Below are 16,719 nucleotides of genomic sequence, written 5' to 3' on the forward strand. Positions count from 1 at the left end.
TATTCACGCAGGAAACATGTTCATAACCAGCGAAGGTAATAAATAATAGCTTTCTGTTCTTTAATCATCGCAAAGAGTTACTCCCTATATTGGATGACGTATATTAGGTACTTCTGGCATGATTCTTTGAGAATACACTCAGACTTGTTTAATTTGGCAAAACTTACAAGCAACACACCACCTAATACTTATATGAAAAGGAAAGTACAATTACAGCTTCTGAGCGGCATTCTGGCTGTAGGTATGCTATCGGGCTGCTCTAAAAATCCGGTAACAGGTAAGAAGGAAATTATTTTAATGTCGAAGGAGAAGGAGCTGGCAATAGGGGCAGAATCGCATCCGGCGGTTGTCGCTTCCATGGGTTTATATGACGATAAAAATCTGCAGTCTTTTATTAATGATAAAGGGAATGCAATGGGTAAGATTTCACATCGCCCGGAGCTGGATTATAAATTCTATATTGTAGATTCTCCGGTTGTAAATGCTTTCGCAGTTCCAGGTGGGTATGTGTATTTTACACGGGGTATCATGGCTCATTTTAACAACGAAGCTGAATTTGCCGGGGTGTTAGGCCATGAAATCGGTCACGTTACGGCGCGCCACTCTGCCCGTCAGCAGACGTCGCAAATTATTGGTCAGGTTGGATTGATGGCCGGAATGGTGCTTTCTCCGCAAATCAGGAGTATGGGCGACCAGGCAGCTCAGGCTGTTCAGGCACTTTTTCTGAGTTATAGCCGCGATCATGAAACAGAATCAGATAAAATTGGTGTGGGATATTCCAGTAAGATCGGATACGATGCGCATGAGATGGCTGACTTTTTTGGTACACTAAAAAGAATCAGTGCCAAAAGCGGACAGAGTATCCCAACTTTCCAGTCGACGCACCCAGATCCGGGCGATCGTCAGAAAAAAGTCCAGGCCTTGGCTACCGAGTATCAGAAAACTACTCCGGGAAACTATGCTATCAACCGGGATCAGTACCTTAAGAGAATTGATGGTATCATTTACGGTGAAGATCCAAAACAAGGCTTTGTTGAGAATAACCAGTTTTACCACCCCGAGTTAAAGCTGCAATTCCCTGTACCGTCAGGATGGCAGTATGATAACACACCTGCGCAGTTTCAGATGGCTGCCAAGGATGGCAAATCAATGATGCTGTTTACAATGGCAGAAGGGAAGTCATTAGATGAAGCTGCTCAGGCGGTTATAAAAAATTACAATTTGCAGGTCGCAGAGAATAATAAGGTTACCATTAATGGAAACCAGGCTATTGCGCTGATTTCGACGCAGGCTGGTCAGCAGGGCCAGCAACAGACAGCTGAGACAACCACCAAAGTCGCTAGTTGGCTGATTCAGTACGGTGGCAATATTTATGCTATGCATGGAGTAGCTACAGCAGCTACCTTCAACAATCATCTGAATCAATTTAAGACTGTGGCACAGGGGTTCAAATCTGTTAGTGATGGAAATATATTAAACCGTCAGCCTGAGCGAATCAGGATTAAAACTGTACAGCGTAACGGAACACTACAGGAAACGCTGAAAGACTACAATATGCCTGACAGTAAACTTGGCGACCTTGCCATACTCAACGGAATGGAACTCAACAGCCGGGTTGAGAAAGGAATGTTAATCAAAACACTGGGTAGGTAATTCCGGCCAAAATAAGCTTTTATGTCGACCCCGCTGTGTTTCTTCACGGCGGGGTTTTTTCATTGATCATCAAAATAAACCATTCATCAAAAAATTACATTTACATATTTGGTTGATGTATCAACTTATTTTACATTTGTAGCACAATCATTCACCATGACATTTAATGGAAGAAATAAATAAGATCAGAGAGGAGATGCGTAATTCCCTTCAGTTTAAGCTGGGAAATGTGACCAGGCTGGTATTTAAAAAAATGAACTCGGCGCTGGTTGCAGAAGGTATTCCTGTGCAGGCAGAGCAGATACCGATTCTGATGGTTGTGTATTTCAAAGAGGATAATATTACGCAACAGGATATAGCTAATATTTTACAGAAGGATAAGGCTGGTATACAGCGGTCTGTACAAAGTTTACATAAGGATGGCTTTCTGAAGATAGAAAGTGATATAGAGGATAAAAGAAAGAACCTGATATCGGTAACAGCAAGCGGTAAGTTTGTGTGTGAGAAAATACAGACACTTGCAATTGGTTTTCATCGACAGATTATGGAGCACTATACAGCAGAGGAACAAAAGACCTTTCTTTCTTTTCTGAACAGGATGGAAACAATAATCGAAAAAGTAAATGTTTAAATTAATAGTTGATATATCACCAGTAGACCTATCAACCAAATACAATAATAGCCACAGAAAATACCAATGAAATGAAAAAGAATCGGATTGCTTTAATCCTGGGTTTAATGGCTTTCTCTCATTCACTTTTTGCTCAGACAAAATTAAGTCTTAAACAGTGTATTGAGTACGGGCTGAAAAATAATGGGAATGTAAAGATTGGAAAGATTAAAGAAGGCATTGCCACGCAGCAGGGAAGAGAAGCATTGGCGGGCTACCTGCCTCAGGTGAATGCCTCCGGTGCTCTTGATGACAACATCAAGCTGCAATCCACTGTATTGCCTGCAAGTTTTACAGGGGGTACTGAAGACGTTCGTGTGGCACTGGGAACAAAGTATTCCACCAACGTAAGCGCACAGGCAGAGCAGGTGGTGTTTGATCAGTCGCTGCTAACGGGTTTGAGAGCGAATAAGCCTAACGTTAAAAATGCAGAGCTGAATTCTCAAAATATCCGGGAAAGCATCATTTATAATGTTGCAAATGATTATTACCAGGTTTTTGTAACGACACAGCAGATCGAATTACTCAAAGACAATCTGGATAAAACCAGACAAATACTGGGAACATTGCAACTGCAGCTGGATAATGGTGTGATCAAAAAGGTGGATTACGACCGTACAAAGGTAAGTCTGAATAACATTCAGTCCCAGCTTACACTGGCAGAGAATAACTTGTCATTGGCCGAGAATCAGCTTAAACTGGATATGGGTATGCCCATGGCGGAACAAATTGAACTGACAGACAACCCTCTGAACAAACCGTTTCAGGTATATGAGCCAGGGCAGTTTGATCCTGCAAACCTGAGCGCTTATAAAATGCAGCAGGTTAATATGCAATTGCAGAATATCGAAAAGGACCGGATCAAGGCTGGATATCTCCCCAAGCTATCTGTTTATGGTCGTTATGGTGTGCAGGCATTGGGCAACAGCCTGGGAGCTTCCTGGAACAACTGGTTCAGTTTCGGAGCTATCGGCTTAAAAGTAACTATTCCCATCTTCGACAGTTTCAGAAGAGATGCGCAGTACCGGCAGGCCGATTTAAACCTGATGACACAGCAGGAACAGTTGAAACTGAACATACAGGGTTATGAATTTCAAAACAATAATGCGACCACCCAACTTCAAAAGGCAAGGTTAAATCTGGCAAACGACGAGTCAAATGTGACACTTGCCAAAGAGGTGTATGATGTGACGACGCTTCAGTACAGGGGAGGAACTATACCACTTTCGGATTTGCTGAATGCCGAAACTTCTTATAAGGAGGCACAAAGTAATTATATCAATTCTATGCTGAGCTACTATCAGGCACAATTGGGGATTGAGCAGTCGCAAGGATCTTTAATTAGTTTCTATTCAGAATTACCATAATTGAATCAATCATCAAACAATATAAAACAGCACAGGATTCTACGAGCCTGATCATTTGCTAAATGTTATAACATCATGAAAAGAAAAATCATCATCATCAGTTCAATTGCCATTATCGGTATTCTGATTGGTTTCAGACTGGTGGCTAATAAGTCGAAGATTGATTCGAAAAATAAAATGCCGGAAAAAACGGGGATAAGTATTCCGGTTACGGTAGCTACGGTTTCAGAAGGAAGTACGGATCAGCAACTGGTACGTACAGGAAACCTTATTCCTTTCAAACAGGCGGAGATCATGGCTACTTCAGCTGGAAAAGTTATGGCTGTAAAATATGAGCTGGGTTCTTATGTATCGAAAGGTGCGGCCATTGTAAGTGTCGACAGTCGTTTGAAACAACTTTCGCTCGAAGCAACAGAGCTGAACATTACCAAACTGAAGAAGGATACCGATCGCTACACCAAATTACTGGCAGGGAACGCAGCAACAGAAATTCAGGTGAATGATACGAAATACAACTATGAAAATGCGCTGAATCAGGCGGAACAGATTAAACAGCAAATCAATGATGCATCCGTAGTAGCACCCATCAGTGGCCGTATCATTAAAAAGAATATCGAGCCAGGAGAATTTGTGAATGTAGGGACTTCTCTGGGAACGATCATGGACGTGGCCCGTCTGAAAGTACAGGTAATGGTCAGCGAGGGCGACGTGTACAGACTTAAGGAAGGTCAGCATGTACAAGTGAAGACGGACATTTATCCGGATAAGACCATTGACGGTGTCATTTCATACATTGCGCCACAAGGTGATGAATCGCACAATTATCCTGTGGAAATCGTCATTCAAAATACCAATCAGTTGAGAGCAGGCACTTTTGTAACTGTTTCGTTCTTACAAAAAACCAGTCACCAGGCGTTGCTGATTCCCCGTAGTTCGCTGGTTGAGAGCATCAGAAATCCATACGTATATGTGATGGAGAATAAGGTAGCCAAAAAGCGGAAAATTGAAGTCGGGCGTGAGCTAGGAGATAAGATTGAAGTTTTGTCAGGACTTACATCCGGAGAAACAGTCATCACAACGGGTCAGATTAATATTAGTGAAGGAGCAACAGTTATGGTTGCCAAGTAATTTTCTCTCATAGAAAAAACGATTTAATATGTCAATTACAGAAGTAGCCGTAAAAAGACCGCTCTTCATTACAGTGATATTTACTGTGTTGATCCTGTTCGGTGTAATAAGCTATAAGCAGCTGTCATACAACTTATTGCCTAAATTTGAGGCAAATGTTGTCAGCGTGATGACAACCTACCGCGGAGCAGCTGCGGATGAGGTTGAGACCAATGTTACCAAGCATATTGAAGATGCGGTATCAGCAATAGAAGGATTGGATAAAATCAACTCTACATCTCAGGAAGGTGTGTCGTCGGTAATTATCCAATTGAAACAGGGGGTGAGCGTAGATCTTGCGCAGCAGGAGGCGCAAAGAAAAGTGGAACAGGCAATTTCTTTATTACCTGATGACGCCGACCGTCCGGTGATCAACAAATTCTCGACAGACGAAATTCCGGTATTGCGGATGGGTGTTACAGCGAATTTGTCGCCGTCGGCCTTGTTTGATTTGCTTGATGACAAGTTAAAACCACAGCTTTCCAATGTTACAGGCGTAGGTCAAGTAACGATTATTGGTGGAACGGAGCGTCAGATCCAGGTAAACGTAAGCCAGGAAAAGCTGAGAGCTTATAAAATGTCGATCGGTCAGGTATCTCAGGCCGTTAATAGCGCGAATACATCCTATCCTGCCGGACAGGTGAAAACACAGGACGACCAGCTTTCGATTCGTTTTGATGCCAAATTGACTACCGTTGATAATCTTCGTAATATCATCATCGGCCGTTCTGCGACAGGTGGAGATGTGTTTCTGAAAGATGTTGCCGAAGTAGTAGACGGTATTGCAGATCAGACGGCGGTAAACCACATCAACGGTCGCCCGTCGGTTGCACTACAAATTCAGAAACAGTCCGACGCAAATGCGGTGGATGTAAGTCAGCTGACCCGGGAAAGACTGACCAGTCTGGAGAAACAATATGCTTCTGTTGATCTTAAATTCAATATAGCTTCTGACCAGTCCATTTATACACTGGCCTCTGCAGATGCAGTGGTATTTGACCTTGGTTTAGCGGTATTGATCGTATCCATCGTGATGCTGATGTTCCTGCACAGTTTCCGCAGTTCTATGTTTATCCTGGTCTCATTGCCGTCATCAATGATCCCGACTTTCATTCTGATGAGCGCACTAGGGTTCTCGCTGAACCTGATGACCCTGATGGCACTTTCACTGGTAGTCGGTATTCTTGTTGATGACTCGATTGTGGTATTGGAAAATATCAACCGCCACATGGAAATGGGTAAAAACAAGAGACAGGCAGCACTCGATGGACGTAGTGAAATCGGATTTACCGCTTTGGCGATTACCCTGGTGGACGTCGTGGTATTCGTGCCGCTTGCACTTACATCCGGACTGATCGGTAATATATTAAGAGAATTCTCGCTGGTCGTTGTATTTTCCACATTGATGAGTTTGTTGGTATCCTTCACACTTACACCGTTGTTGGCTTCACGCTTCGGTAAAATTGAAGTACTGAACAAAGACAGCCTGTGGGGTAGAATGAACATCGCCTTTGAAAATTTCCTGGATGGAATCAAAGAGGAATACGGAAGAATACTGACGTGGGTACTTGGTCATAAAAGGTATATTTTCATCCTATCACTCACGTTGATCATTGGGGCAATCGCATTGGTTCCGGGTGGGTTTGTAGGTGCAGCTTTTATGCAGCAGAGCGACCGGGGTGAACTGGACGTGACGATTGAGATGGCTCCGACCGTATCCGTTTACCAGACCAACCAGGTAACACAGCAGGTTGAAAAGCTGCTTCTGGACAAGAAAGAAGTTACGAACGTGTTTAGTAATGTCGGTTACAGTAACACGGGATTAGGGTCAACCTCTAACAGCAATATCGCGAGCATCACCGTAAAAATGGTGGATAAAAAAGAAAGAGCGATTTCTGCAGAAGATTTTGGTATAGCCATTCAGGAGGAAATTTTGAAGATACCAGGAGTGAAGGTAACCGTAAGTCCGACATCTATTACAGGTAATGCCAGCCAGGCTCCAATCCAGGTTGCTGTGAAGGGAACGGATATGACGCTCATCAGAAAGACGGCTGCGCAGGTAAAAGACATTGTTGCTTCCGTACCAGGTACACAAAACGTGGATTACTCCGTAGATGATCCGAAACCGGAAATTGGTGTTTCGCTGGATCGTGACAAAATGGCCCAGCTGGGGATCAATGCTACAGAAGTAGGTGTGGCTCTTCAAACTGCATTTCGTGGAGACGACCGGTCGAAGTTTAAACAAAATGGAAAGGAATACGATATCATGATCAGTCTGGATAAGTTTGATCGATCCAAAGCAGAGGATATCAGTCGCCTTACATTTGTCAATACAAAAGGACAAACCTTTGAGTTGTCTCAGTTTGCCACGGTAAAAGAAGGAATGGGAGAAAGTGTATTGCAACGTATAGACCGCTTGTCTTCGATTTCTGTAAATTCTCAGGCGATTGGCCGTCCTTCCGGTTCTATCGGAGCCGATATTCAGAAAAAGATGGAAACGTTCAAACTTCCTGACGGTATATCTATTGAGTATGGCGGAGATCTGAAAAACCAGGCAGATGCGTTCGGGAGTCTTGGAGTGGCTCTGATACTAGGTATTGTGCTGATCTACCTGATCATGGTGGCTTTGTACGAAAGTTTGGTGTATCCGTTCGTAGTACTGTTCTCTATTCCGGTTGCATTGGTAGGAGCACTTACAGCATTGGCACTAACGATGGAAAGTCTTACTATTTTCTCTATTGTGGGTATGATCATGCTATTGGGGCTCGTTGCGAAGAATGCGATTCTGATCGTCGATTTTACCAATCAGTTGAAGGAAGAAGGACACGGTCTGAAAGCAGCATTGATTGAAGCGGGTAAAGAACGTTTACGTCCGATTTTGATGACCACTATCGCCATGGTGGCAGGTATGCTTCCGATAGCGCTTGCATCAGGAGATGGAGCCGAAGTGAAAAACGGTATGGCGTGGGTAATTATTGGTGGTCTTACGAGTTCTTTGCTCCTGACGTTGTTCCTGGTTCCGGCTGTATACTATGTTGTGGATAAGTTAAAAGAGCGCTTTGCAAAAAAGTCGAAGAAAGATAAGCAAAAAGAAGAAGAGTTTGCTCTGGAGGCGTAAGTATAGATTGGATAATAAAAATGAAAACGATGCTTGTTGATTCAGGCATCGTTTTCTGTTTTTAGGGTTGTTGGTATTGAGCTATAAATTGACAGGCTATTTAGTGGTCTGTATTTCAGACAGAATGTTTTGTATTGAGACCTTTAGTAAGGGAATTTTATTATGAACTATATCTCAGACTAACTCCAAATCAACACCGAAGTATTCATGACCCAGAAAATTTCTGAAACCAACTATTCGTCTCCACTCGACATATGGAAACTTCAGTTTCAGGTCATCGCTAATATGGTTAGCAGCTTCACCAATAATTTCTAATTGTTGCTCAACAGCGAATCGTACAAGGTGATCTTCATAAAGATCTTGTTTGGCTTTATTATTTAGGAAACTCTCAATGTAAGCAATAGCTTACATTACATGCAAAAGTCGGATCAGATCCGCGTTAGCTCCTTTCATAAATCATTCTTTTCTCCTTTTCAATATGAGGCTTTACAAACGGAGAAAGGCCATTTGAACTCACAAGATCGACTCTGGTATTTAGAATAGTTGAAAGCTCTTCCTGCATTTCCATAAACAGAAAATAGTCGGCACCGTTTTCATAATCCAAATCGACAAGGATATCAAGATCACTTTGCTCGCTTTGCTCATTTCTGGCAAAGGATCCAAAAACATAAGCACGTTTCACAGGCTTGGATGAAAAGTATTCTGTAGCCTTTTGAATTAGTTGTTTCATGATACCTTAATTACAGAAGCAAGATACAAAACCTTTCATTATCAATGCTTAATGTACATGATCACTTCTTTGCGAACTCCGCTTTCCCGCTATCCAGGAATTTAGCGAAACTGGTTGCGCTGCGATCATAGTTTTTAGGAGCTACCAATAGGTTTCCTTCATGATCTACAAGGCAATAATGAGGTTGTGCATTGTTGTTGTATTTCACAATCTGAAGATCTGCATTCTGTGCACCGATTGTCTTTTTGACTTTATTGTCATAAGAGGAAGTGTACCATTCTGCTTCCGGTAATTCAGTTTTGTCATCTACATATAAAGCTACAATCACATAGTCATTCTGAAGTCTTTTCAATACTTCTGGCTCCGGCCACACGCGTGCTTCCATTTCACGGCAGTTTACACAACCATGTCCGGTGAAATCTATAAAAACTGGTTTGTTGACTTTTTTAGCATGAGCCAACGCCTCTTTCAGATCAAAGAAACCATCCAGATCATGTGGTAAGTGGAACAAATCTCCGTACTTCTTCGAAACAGTTGAAGTCTCTTTTGGAGTACCCACCGCTCTTTTGCTCAAATCAAAATCAATTGTGGACTGTGGCGGCAGATAGCCGGCAAGGGCTTTTAAGGGAGCACCCCACATGCCGGGAATCATATAAATCACAAATGTGAATGTTACAATGGACAACAGAAGGCGAGGGACACTCACTTTTTCCAATGGAGAATCATGTGGTGTTCTGATTTTGCCCAACAGGTAAAATCCTAGCAAACCGAAAATGGCGATCCAGAATGCCAGATAAACCTCGCGGTCGAGCAGTCTCCAGTGATATACCTGATCTGCAATACTGAAAAACTTAAGTGCCAGGGCAAGTTCCAGAAAGCCTAAAACCACCTTTACCGTGTTGAGCCACCCACCTGATTTTGGTAATGATTTTAACCACTGCGGAAATAGTGCAAATAATGTGAATGGAATCGCAAAAGCAGCCGAAAATGCCGCCATGCCTATAATGGGTTTCACAACTTCCCCACCCGCAGAGGCAACCAAAAGACTTCCTACAATAGGGCCTGTGCAGGAAAATGAAACAAGTACAAGCGTGAATGCCATGAAGAAAACACCTGCATAACCACCTCTGTCGGCACGTGCATCCATTTTATTTACAAAGCCGCTAGGCAATACAATCTCAAACAAGCCGAGAAAAGACAGACCAAAGACAAAGAAAATAGCAAAGAACAGCAGATTGGGTGCCCAGTGCGTACTCAGGAAATTGGCAAAGGCAGGGCCGTTAACACGTGATACTACGGTTCCGATCAGTGTATAGATAAGGATTATAGAAATGCCATAAACCAGGGCTTTTACCTTTCCACCTTCCTGATTGGTAAAATAACTTACCGTCATCGGAATAATCGGAAATACGCATGGCGTAAGTAGCGCTACTAAACCGGAAAGAAAAGCGGCCAGTGCGAAACCCCATAGTGAACTGTCTCCGGTGCTTTCATTGGTATTAGTATCACTTTGGATTGTGGATACAGCTGTACTTGAGTCTGTTTTGGCGGCAAGCGAATCATTTTTCTCTGTTTCCACTGAAGCAGTACTGGTGCTATCCGTGGCAACAGTTTCGGTTACTGCAGATGTGGGTTCAGTGCTTTCAACCGTATTTGTTGTAACTCCGGCTACCACTTTCAAGCCTTTAAATTCAAAATCCTGGTTACCGGGAATGCAAAGACCTGATGTGTGACTACACGTCTGATATTCAGAACTTCCTTTGATAACGGGATTATCCTCTAAAATCTTTATCGTTTGTTTAAAGACAGCTTTTTTGTCGAAGTAGCGTACATTTCCTCCCCAGATCTCCTCAAACTTCTGCTTCGGGTTTTGAGGTTTGAGTTTTCCAATCACTTCAAAACTTTTGTTTTTTTCGAATGTGAAGGTAGTCAGCATTGGTCCCAGATCCGGATCAAAATCAGACGAATAGATGTACCAGTCGTTGTCCAGAACGGCGGTGAAAACCAAATCCACTGTTTCACCCTTTTTTACTTCACTTTTTGAAAAAGTATAAGTCCAGTGTGCTTTGTCTTTCTGGATTCCTTGGGCCAGTGAGAGGTTACCGGCGAACGCAAATAGAGTGAGGAAAAATAAAAAATATCGGTTCATATGTTATACTGGATTAGCGTCAGGACAGACACTGGACATTTTAAAAAGTAAACTTATGGCATATTGTCCTGATCTCAGTATTTCAACGTTATTTTCATGAAAAAATTCATTGCTGGTCTCCTGCACGCCGGGAATATGGTAATTATACCACTGGGAGTTGTGCAGACATGACAGATGAATTATTTCATTTTCTAGTTAGGTACACATCCATTAACTTTGGCGGTTCAGAAACAGCATAAACCGCAAACCATGCCGCAGCCTTTATACGTAGTCAAAATCGGAGGAAATGTAATCGATAATCCGGAAGCCAGCACACGCTTTATAAAAAGCTTTGCTGCTCTTGGTGCCAACAGGATACTGGTACATGGAGGTGGAAAGGTCGCCACCCAAATGGCTTCCCGTCTGCAGATAGAAACCCAGATGGTGGATGGTCGCCGGATTACAAACAAAGCAATGCTCGATGTAGTAACTATGGTATACGGAGGACTGGTCAACAAGAATGTCGTGGCACAACTACAGTCGTATGGCTGTAATGCCATTGGCCTTACAGGTGCGGATGGAGGCATCATACGTTCTGTTAAAAGACCGGTTAAAACAATTGATTATGGCTTTGTCGGAGATATTGAGGAAGTAAACGGACAACAAATTGCAGCATTGCTTGCAAGCAGCCTCATTCCCGTCATCGCTCCGTTGACGTATAGTTCTGAAGGGTTACTCCTGAACACGAATGCTGATACTATGGCGTCGGCAACTGCAGTCGCTATGGCGAAAACCAGCGATGTAAAGTTGATCTATTGTTTTGAAAAGAGAGGTGTTTTAACAGATGTAGATGACGATGATTCTGTAATTTCATCCATCACTCCCGAAACTTATGCACATTACCTCGACTCAGGGGTGATCAATAAAGGGATGATTCCGAAGCTTGACAATGCATTTGCAGCCCTGGAGCAAGGCGTTTCACAGGTTATTATTTGTCATGCGGATGAATTAGAACGTGCTATATACGGTGAGGCTGGTACGACGCTATCGATGAGTTGATAACGTAGACATATAGCAAACTACCGATAGTCGTATTTACAGAATAAATAGTTTTTAATTTTTTTTAAAATTAAATAACTTATTATTTTGCTGTCCGTAAATCACTGACATCATGCTGTTTCGATCATACCTAAGTCTGGTATTCTGTTTTTTTGCAAAAGTGTGCCTGGCTCAGGCCGTTGAATTTTATAAAGACATACAACCGATTATTCATCATAATTGTGTTCCATGCCACAGAACCGGGGAAGCAGCTCCATTTCCGCTTATTACTTATGACGATGTAAACAAGCGTTCCAAGTTCATCAAAAAAGTAGTCAATAGCAGGTACATGCCCCCATGGAAAGCAGACAACCATTTTAATACCTTCGCTAATGATCGCTCTTTAAGTGAAAATGATATTGATAAAATTGTGAAGTGGGTAGACTCGGGAACGCCTAAAGGTAAACCGAATCTGGCGCGGGAAAAAGAGTTGCAGGGGAGAGTCTCTGCCGGAACTGCCTACAAAAGAAAGCCGGACCTATCGCTTAAAATGAAGGAAGCGTATCCGGTAAAAGGTGATGGCGTCGAGCGCTTTGTTATGTTCAAAATACCATTCGAACTAGGGCAGGAAGCTAATGTGGAGGCGATAGAATTTATATCGAATAATAAGAAGTTAATTCACCATGCCAACTTTGCGATACATCCTGTTGAAGATACATCCATTGACCTGAATAATACGGTTGATGCGGTAGATTTAAATGGCCCCTCCGCTGATAAATATTATGAATGGTTGAAGTATAAGCAGTCAATGACGTATTATGGAGGATGGATTCCTGGAACTACAGTTGAAACTTATCCTGTAGATATGGGATGGGTTATGCCAAAACGGGGTGTAATCCTTCTCACAGTTCATTTTGCGCCTGCTTCTCTGGATGCTGAAAGTTTGGATGGGGTGAACATTTTCTTTAAAAAAAGTCCGATTAAGCGAAAAGTAAAAGTAATTAGTCTGGGATCAGGGGGAATAGGAGAAAGGGATATATCACCTCCTTTTATGATCTTTGGTAATGAAGTGAAATCGTTTCGTTTAAGAGTTGCCAATAATCAGCCAGATGTTTCACTTCTGTACGCATGGCCACACATGCATATGTTGGGCAAAGAATTTAAAGCGTATGCGACAACAACAACAGGCGATACGATAAAGCTCGTCCATATTCCCTCATGGGATTTCCGCTGGCAGGAAATATACAGGTATAAAAAACCGCTATTGTTGCCCAAAGGAGCAGTAGTCCATATTGAAGGTACCTATGATAACACATCGGATAACCCTATGAACCCCCGTAATCCACCAGAACTCGTTACATCAACAGGGAATATGCGGAGCGACCAGGAAATGCTGACTTTACTCATGATGTATGTTGAGCGGGAAGCCAACGACGATTCGCTGGTATTTGAATGGGATTAGTGAACAAAATCATGGAAACAATTTGTCGCGTATGAGAAAAATTTACTTTTACTTTTTCTACCTGGTTTCATTTTCTGCTTATTCACAGACCCTCTTTACTCAGTTATCTTCAAAAGATACAAAGGTGAGTTTTGTTAATAAAATTGTAGAAAACGATTCTTTGCACATTTTCAGATATGAATATCTTTATAATGGAAATGGAATCGGAATCGGAGACTTTGATAATGATGGTTTGCCTGATATTTTCATATCCGGCAACACAGTACCGAACAAGCTCTACCTTAATAAGTCGGCTAATGGCAAAATCCTGTTCGATGACATATCCAAAAAAGCGAGGGTCGAGGGCAACGGAACCTGGTCAACTGGGGTAAGTGTAGCGGATATAAACGGCGACGGCCTACTGGACGTCTATGTGTGCCATTCCGGGTTCTATTGGAAATTGTCTGACCGCAATAACGAACTTTTTATCAACCAGGGCATAAAAAACGGAGTGCCTGTTTTCAAAGAAATGGCCGTTGACGTAGGTTTAAATGCAATCGGATCTCAGTCTACCCAGGCTGCTTTTTTTGATTATGATCAGGATGGCGATCTGGATATGTTTTTGCTGAATCACTCTAATCATAGCGTTAATCCATTTTTGAACACCAGGGAAATGCGGGCTACCCCTAATCCTTATTATGGCAACAGGCTGTTCGAAAATGTCAGTGATAATGGGAAGCTAAAATTTAAGGATGTTACTGCTAAGGCCGGGATAATCAATAATGCCCTGAACTTTGGCCTGAGTGTGGTGGTATCTGATATCAATCAGGATGGTTGGCCGGATCTCTATACAACCAGTGATTACACGGAAGTAGATTGTTATTATGTGAACAACAAAAACGGAACATTTACCGAATCACTGAGAAAGTCATTTTCTCACGTGTCAAAGTTTTCAATGGGTGCCGACGTCGCTGATTTTAATAATGACGGACGCCCGGATGTGCTGACACTTGACATGTTACCGGAAGATAATCACAGGCAAAAACTTTTAAAGGGCCCGGACATCTACGATCAGTATCATTTGCTCATTGATAGTGGCTATTACCATCAGAATATGAGGAATATGCTTCAGTTAAATCGTGGAGCCGATACGGAGGGCAATGTGAAGTTCAGCGAAATAGGTCAGCTTTCAGGCATATCTAACACAGACTGGAGCTGGGCGGGACTAATGGCCGATTTTGACAATGACGGATGGAAGGATATTTTGATCACCAATGGATATTTAAGAGATTTTACAAATATGGATTTTCTTAAATATACGGTTGCAGATGAACAAATGAAAGAGGTGGCCAAAGGAAACCTTGATTTCAAAACGTATGGTCTGGTGAAAAAGATGCCTTCCAATAAGCTTCGCAATTATTTGTTCCGAAATGTACAGGGCGAATCAGGGAATTATGCATTTGAAAATGTTTCTGAAGGGTGGGGATTCGTGACTTCAAGTGTATCAAACGCTGCTGCTTATGCCGATTTTGATAGAGATGGAGATCTGGATATTATTATTTCTAATGTCAATGAGCCAGTGAGCGTTTACCAGAACAATTCCGACGGTAAAGGTTTGACAATCAAGCTGGAAGGAGTCGGTTCAAACACTGGTGCCCTGGGAAGCAAGGTTTGGGTATACAGTGCCGGGCAACCACAATATGCAGAGCTTTATCCTGTTCGGGGATATCAGTCAACTGTAACTGCTGACCTGCATTTTGGTATAGGGAAATCGCAGAAGGTCGATTCTGTAAGGGTGCTATGGCCTGGAGGGAAGATATCAACAATTACTAATCCGGAGAAGACAGTGCTGTACTTGAAGGAATCAGATGCTATTGAAACCAAGTCGGGCGTTTTAACCAATCCATCCGGAAAAATCTTTGAAAAGATATCTGCGAATTCGATAGGAATTGATTTTATTCATCAAGAAAACGAGTTTGTAGATTTTAAGGTAGAAGTGTTGCTTCCGTATCAGCTTTCCAAAATGGGGCCGGCTTTGGCTAAGGCTGATGTGAACGGTGATGGGCGTGAGGATGTCTTTTTTGGCGGTGCTTCCGGACAACCCGGTATACTTTATTTGCAAAATCCAGATGGTACTTTCCATACAGCGAGTGCTCAGCCGTGGCGCGGTAATGTGGTTTGTGAAGAGGTTGCAGCCCATTTTTTTGATGCGGACAATGACGGCGATCTCGATTTGTATGTAGCAAGCGGGGGTAATGAATTTGAGGACCAGGCTCCTGAATATCGTGATCACCTGTATGTCAATAAAGGGAATGGTATCTTCGAGGATGGCTTTCTGGCGTTGCCGTCCATGAAAAATCCAAAGCAGTGTGTACAAAGTGCAGATATTGATGGAGATGGAGATATGGATCTTTTTATTGGCGGAAGAGCGATTCCCGGTGCATTTCCCCAAGCAGGCAGAAGCTATATATTAAGAAATGATTCGAAGGACAATAAACCGAAATTTTCCGATGTGACAAGTGATTGGAGTACAGACCTTTTGAGTCCCGGAATGGTCACATCCGCTGCATTTATAGATTTAAATAATGATAAAAAACCAGACCTCTTATTGACAGGAGACTGGATGAAGATCAGAACTTTTAAAAACAACGGAGCCAAGTTTGAAGAGATTAAACCAGCTGAACTAGATAATACGGAAGGAATGTGGGCTACTATCTATCCTGCGGATCTGGATGGTGACGGTGACATGGATTTTGTATTGGGAAATTGTGGAAGGAACAGCCAGTACCAGGCAAGTGAGGAAAAGCCTTTGAAACTTTATTATGCGGATTTTGACGCAAACGGTATTGTGGATCCTGTGCTTACTTATTTTATCGGCGACAAAAGCTATCCCATGTTTTCAAGAGATGAGATGCTTGATCAGATGGTATTTTTAAAAAGAAAGTATACCTCTTACGCGTCATACGCTGATGCGACGATGAATGATATTTTCGGCAAGGACATAGTTGATAAAAGTCCGGTTTTAAAATGTAAAGAAATGTCTAGCCTGATACTCGAAAACATGGGAGATTTTACATTTGTAATACACTTCCTGCCTGAGGAAGTACAGTTTTCCAGAGTTAGCGGAGTTGTTGCCACGGATGTTGACCAGGATGGAAAGGCAGATTTGATATTTAGCGGTAATTTTTCTCCATATCGCGTTCAGCTGGGGCCGTGCGATGCATCGGTAGGATCTGTTTTGAGACAGATAAGCCCTTTCAAATTTGAAACGCTCGAACCTGTAAATACCGGCTTTTGGGCAACGGGTGACATTCGAAATATGATGATGCTGGATAGTAATCGTATAGTACTTACCGTTAATGACAGTTCGCCTCTTGTATTTAATTTCAGCCCTGCCAGATGATTGA

General features: G+C 42.5%; 11 protein-coding genes. 8 read left to right on the forward strand and 3 right to left on the reverse strand.

Going from position 1 to position 16,719, the window contains the following annotated elements; all coding sequences use genetic code 11:
* Positions 1–192 precede the first annotated feature (192 nt).
* From AC1XUE_RS22585 to AC1XUE_RS22605, 5 genes are all read left to right on the forward strand, one after another.
* On the forward strand, positions 193–1,653 hold the full coding sequence (locus AC1XUE_RS22585; protein ID WP_483358277.1) for a M48 family metalloprotease: 1,461 nt from the start codon (positions 193–195) through the stop codon (positions 1,651–1,653).
* A gap of 166 nt (positions 1,654–1,819) precedes the next feature.
* Positions 1,820–2,284, forward strand: a complete 465-nt coding sequence (locus tag AC1XUE_RS22590) for a MarR family winged helix-turn-helix transcriptional regulator (protein ID WP_483358278.1) — start codon at positions 1,820–1,822, stop codon at positions 2,282–2,284.
* A gap of 71 nt (positions 2,285–2,355) precedes the next feature.
* Entirely contained in the window at positions 2,356–3,690 is a 1,335-nt protein-coding gene (locus AC1XUE_RS22595) for a TolC family protein (RefSeq protein WP_483358279.1), read from the forward strand.
* Between the two features lie 75 nt (positions 3,691–3,765).
* On the forward strand, positions 3,766–4,818 hold the full coding sequence (locus AC1XUE_RS22600) for an efflux RND transporter periplasmic adaptor subunit (protein ID WP_483358280.1): 1,053 nt from the start codon (positions 3,766–3,768) through the stop codon (positions 4,816–4,818).
* Between the two features lie 28 nt (positions 4,819–4,846).
* Positions 4,847–7,975, forward strand: a complete 3,129-nt coding sequence (locus AC1XUE_RS22605; RefSeq protein WP_483358281.1) for an efflux RND transporter permease subunit — start codon at positions 4,847–4,849, stop codon at positions 7,973–7,975.
* Between the two features lie 174 nt (positions 7,976–8,149).
* On the opposite strand, the gene AC1XUE_RS22610 is transcribed toward AC1XUE_RS22605, so the two are convergent.
* The 3 genes from AC1XUE_RS22610 to AC1XUE_RS22620 all read right to left on the reverse strand — a co-directional run bounded on the left by AC1XUE_RS22610 (position 8,150) and on the right by AC1XUE_RS22620 (position 10,854).
* Positions 8,150–8,377, reverse strand: coding sequence for a HepT-like ribonuclease domain-containing protein (locus AC1XUE_RS22610; RefSeq protein WP_483358427.1), 228 nt, complete (start codon positions 8,375–8,377; stop codon positions 8,150–8,152).
* A 37-nt stretch (positions 8,378–8,414) separates the two neighbouring features.
* The gene (locus tag AC1XUE_RS22615; RefSeq protein WP_483358282.1) at positions 8,415–8,705 is read right to left on the reverse strand and encodes a nucleotidyltransferase family protein; all 291 of its coding nucleotides are present in this window, start codon (positions 8,703–8,705) and stop codon (positions 8,415–8,417) included.
* A gap of 61 nt (positions 8,706–8,766) precedes the next feature.
* On the reverse strand, positions 8,767–10,854 hold the full coding sequence (locus tag AC1XUE_RS22620; protein WP_483358283.1) for a protein-disulfide reductase DsbD family protein: 2,088 nt from the start codon (positions 10,852–10,854) through the stop codon (positions 8,767–8,769).
* 249 nt (positions 10,855–11,103) lie between these two features.
* Between AC1XUE_RS22620 and argB the strand changes: the two genes are divergently transcribed.
* The 3 genes from argB (at position 11,104) to AC1XUE_RS22635 (ending at position 16,715) form a co-directional block, all read left to right on the forward strand.
* Positions 11,104–11,892, forward strand: a complete 789-nt coding sequence (argB, locus tag AC1XUE_RS22625; protein ID WP_483358284.1) for an acetylglutamate kinase — start codon at positions 11,104–11,106, stop codon at positions 11,890–11,892.
* Between the two features lie 112 nt (positions 11,893–12,004).
* Positions 12,005–13,333, forward strand: coding sequence for a c-type cytochrome (locus AC1XUE_RS22630; RefSeq protein WP_483358285.1), 1,329 nt, complete (start codon positions 12,005–12,007; stop codon positions 13,331–13,333).
* A 31-nt stretch (positions 13,334–13,364) separates the two neighbouring features.
* Positions 13,365–16,715 carry a VCBS repeat-containing protein gene (locus AC1XUE_RS22635; protein ID WP_483358286.1) on the forward strand — a complete coding sequence of 1,117 codons (3,351 nt, stop codon included), beginning with the start codon at positions 13,365–13,367 and terminating at the stop codon, positions 16,713–16,715.
* Positions 16,716–16,719: the final 4 nt, after the last annotated feature.

It is taken from the genome of Dyadobacter sp. HNCC25DJ187, assembly GCF_056895255.1.

What these genes read in the sequence shown, in the direction of transcription:
- AC1XUE_RS22590 (WP_483358278.1), top strand. Translation starts at nt 1,820, where the DNA reads ATGGAAGAAATAAATAAGATCAGAGAGGAGATGCGTAATTCCCTTCAG.
- AC1XUE_RS22620 (WP_483358283.1), bottom strand. Translation starts at nt 10,854, where the DNA reads ATGAACCGATATTTTTTATTTTTCCTCACTCTATTTGCGTTCGCCGGT.
- argB (WP_483358284.1), top strand. Translation starts at nt 11,104, where the DNA reads ATGCCGCAGCCTTTATACGTAGTCAAAATCGGAGGAAATGTAATCGAT.
- AC1XUE_RS22600 (WP_483358280.1), top strand. Translation starts at nt 3,766, where the DNA reads ATGAAAAGAAAAATCATCATCATCAGTTCAATTGCCATTATCGGTATT.
- AC1XUE_RS22585 (WP_483358277.1), top strand. Translation starts at nt 193, where the DNA reads ATGAAAAGGAAAGTACAATTACAGCTTCTGAGCGGCATTCTGGCTGTA.
- AC1XUE_RS22615 (WP_483358282.1), bottom strand. Translation starts at nt 8,705, where the DNA reads ATGAAACAACTAATTCAAAAGGCTACAGAATACTTTTCATCCAAGCCT.
- AC1XUE_RS22595 (WP_483358279.1), top strand. Translation starts at nt 2,356, where the DNA reads ATGAAAAAGAATCGGATTGCTTTAATCCTGGGTTTAATGGCTTTCTCT.
- AC1XUE_RS22605 (WP_483358281.1), top strand. Translation starts at nt 4,847, where the DNA reads ATGTCAATTACAGAAGTAGCCGTAAAAAGACCGCTCTTCATTACAGTG.
- AC1XUE_RS22635 (WP_483358286.1), top strand. Translation starts at nt 13,365, where the DNA reads ATGAGAAAAATTTACTTTTACTTTTTCTACCTGGTTTCATTTTCTGCT.
- AC1XUE_RS22630 (WP_483358285.1), top strand. Translation starts at nt 12,005, where the DNA reads ATGCTGTTTCGATCATACCTAAGTCTGGTATTCTGTTTTTTTGCAAAA.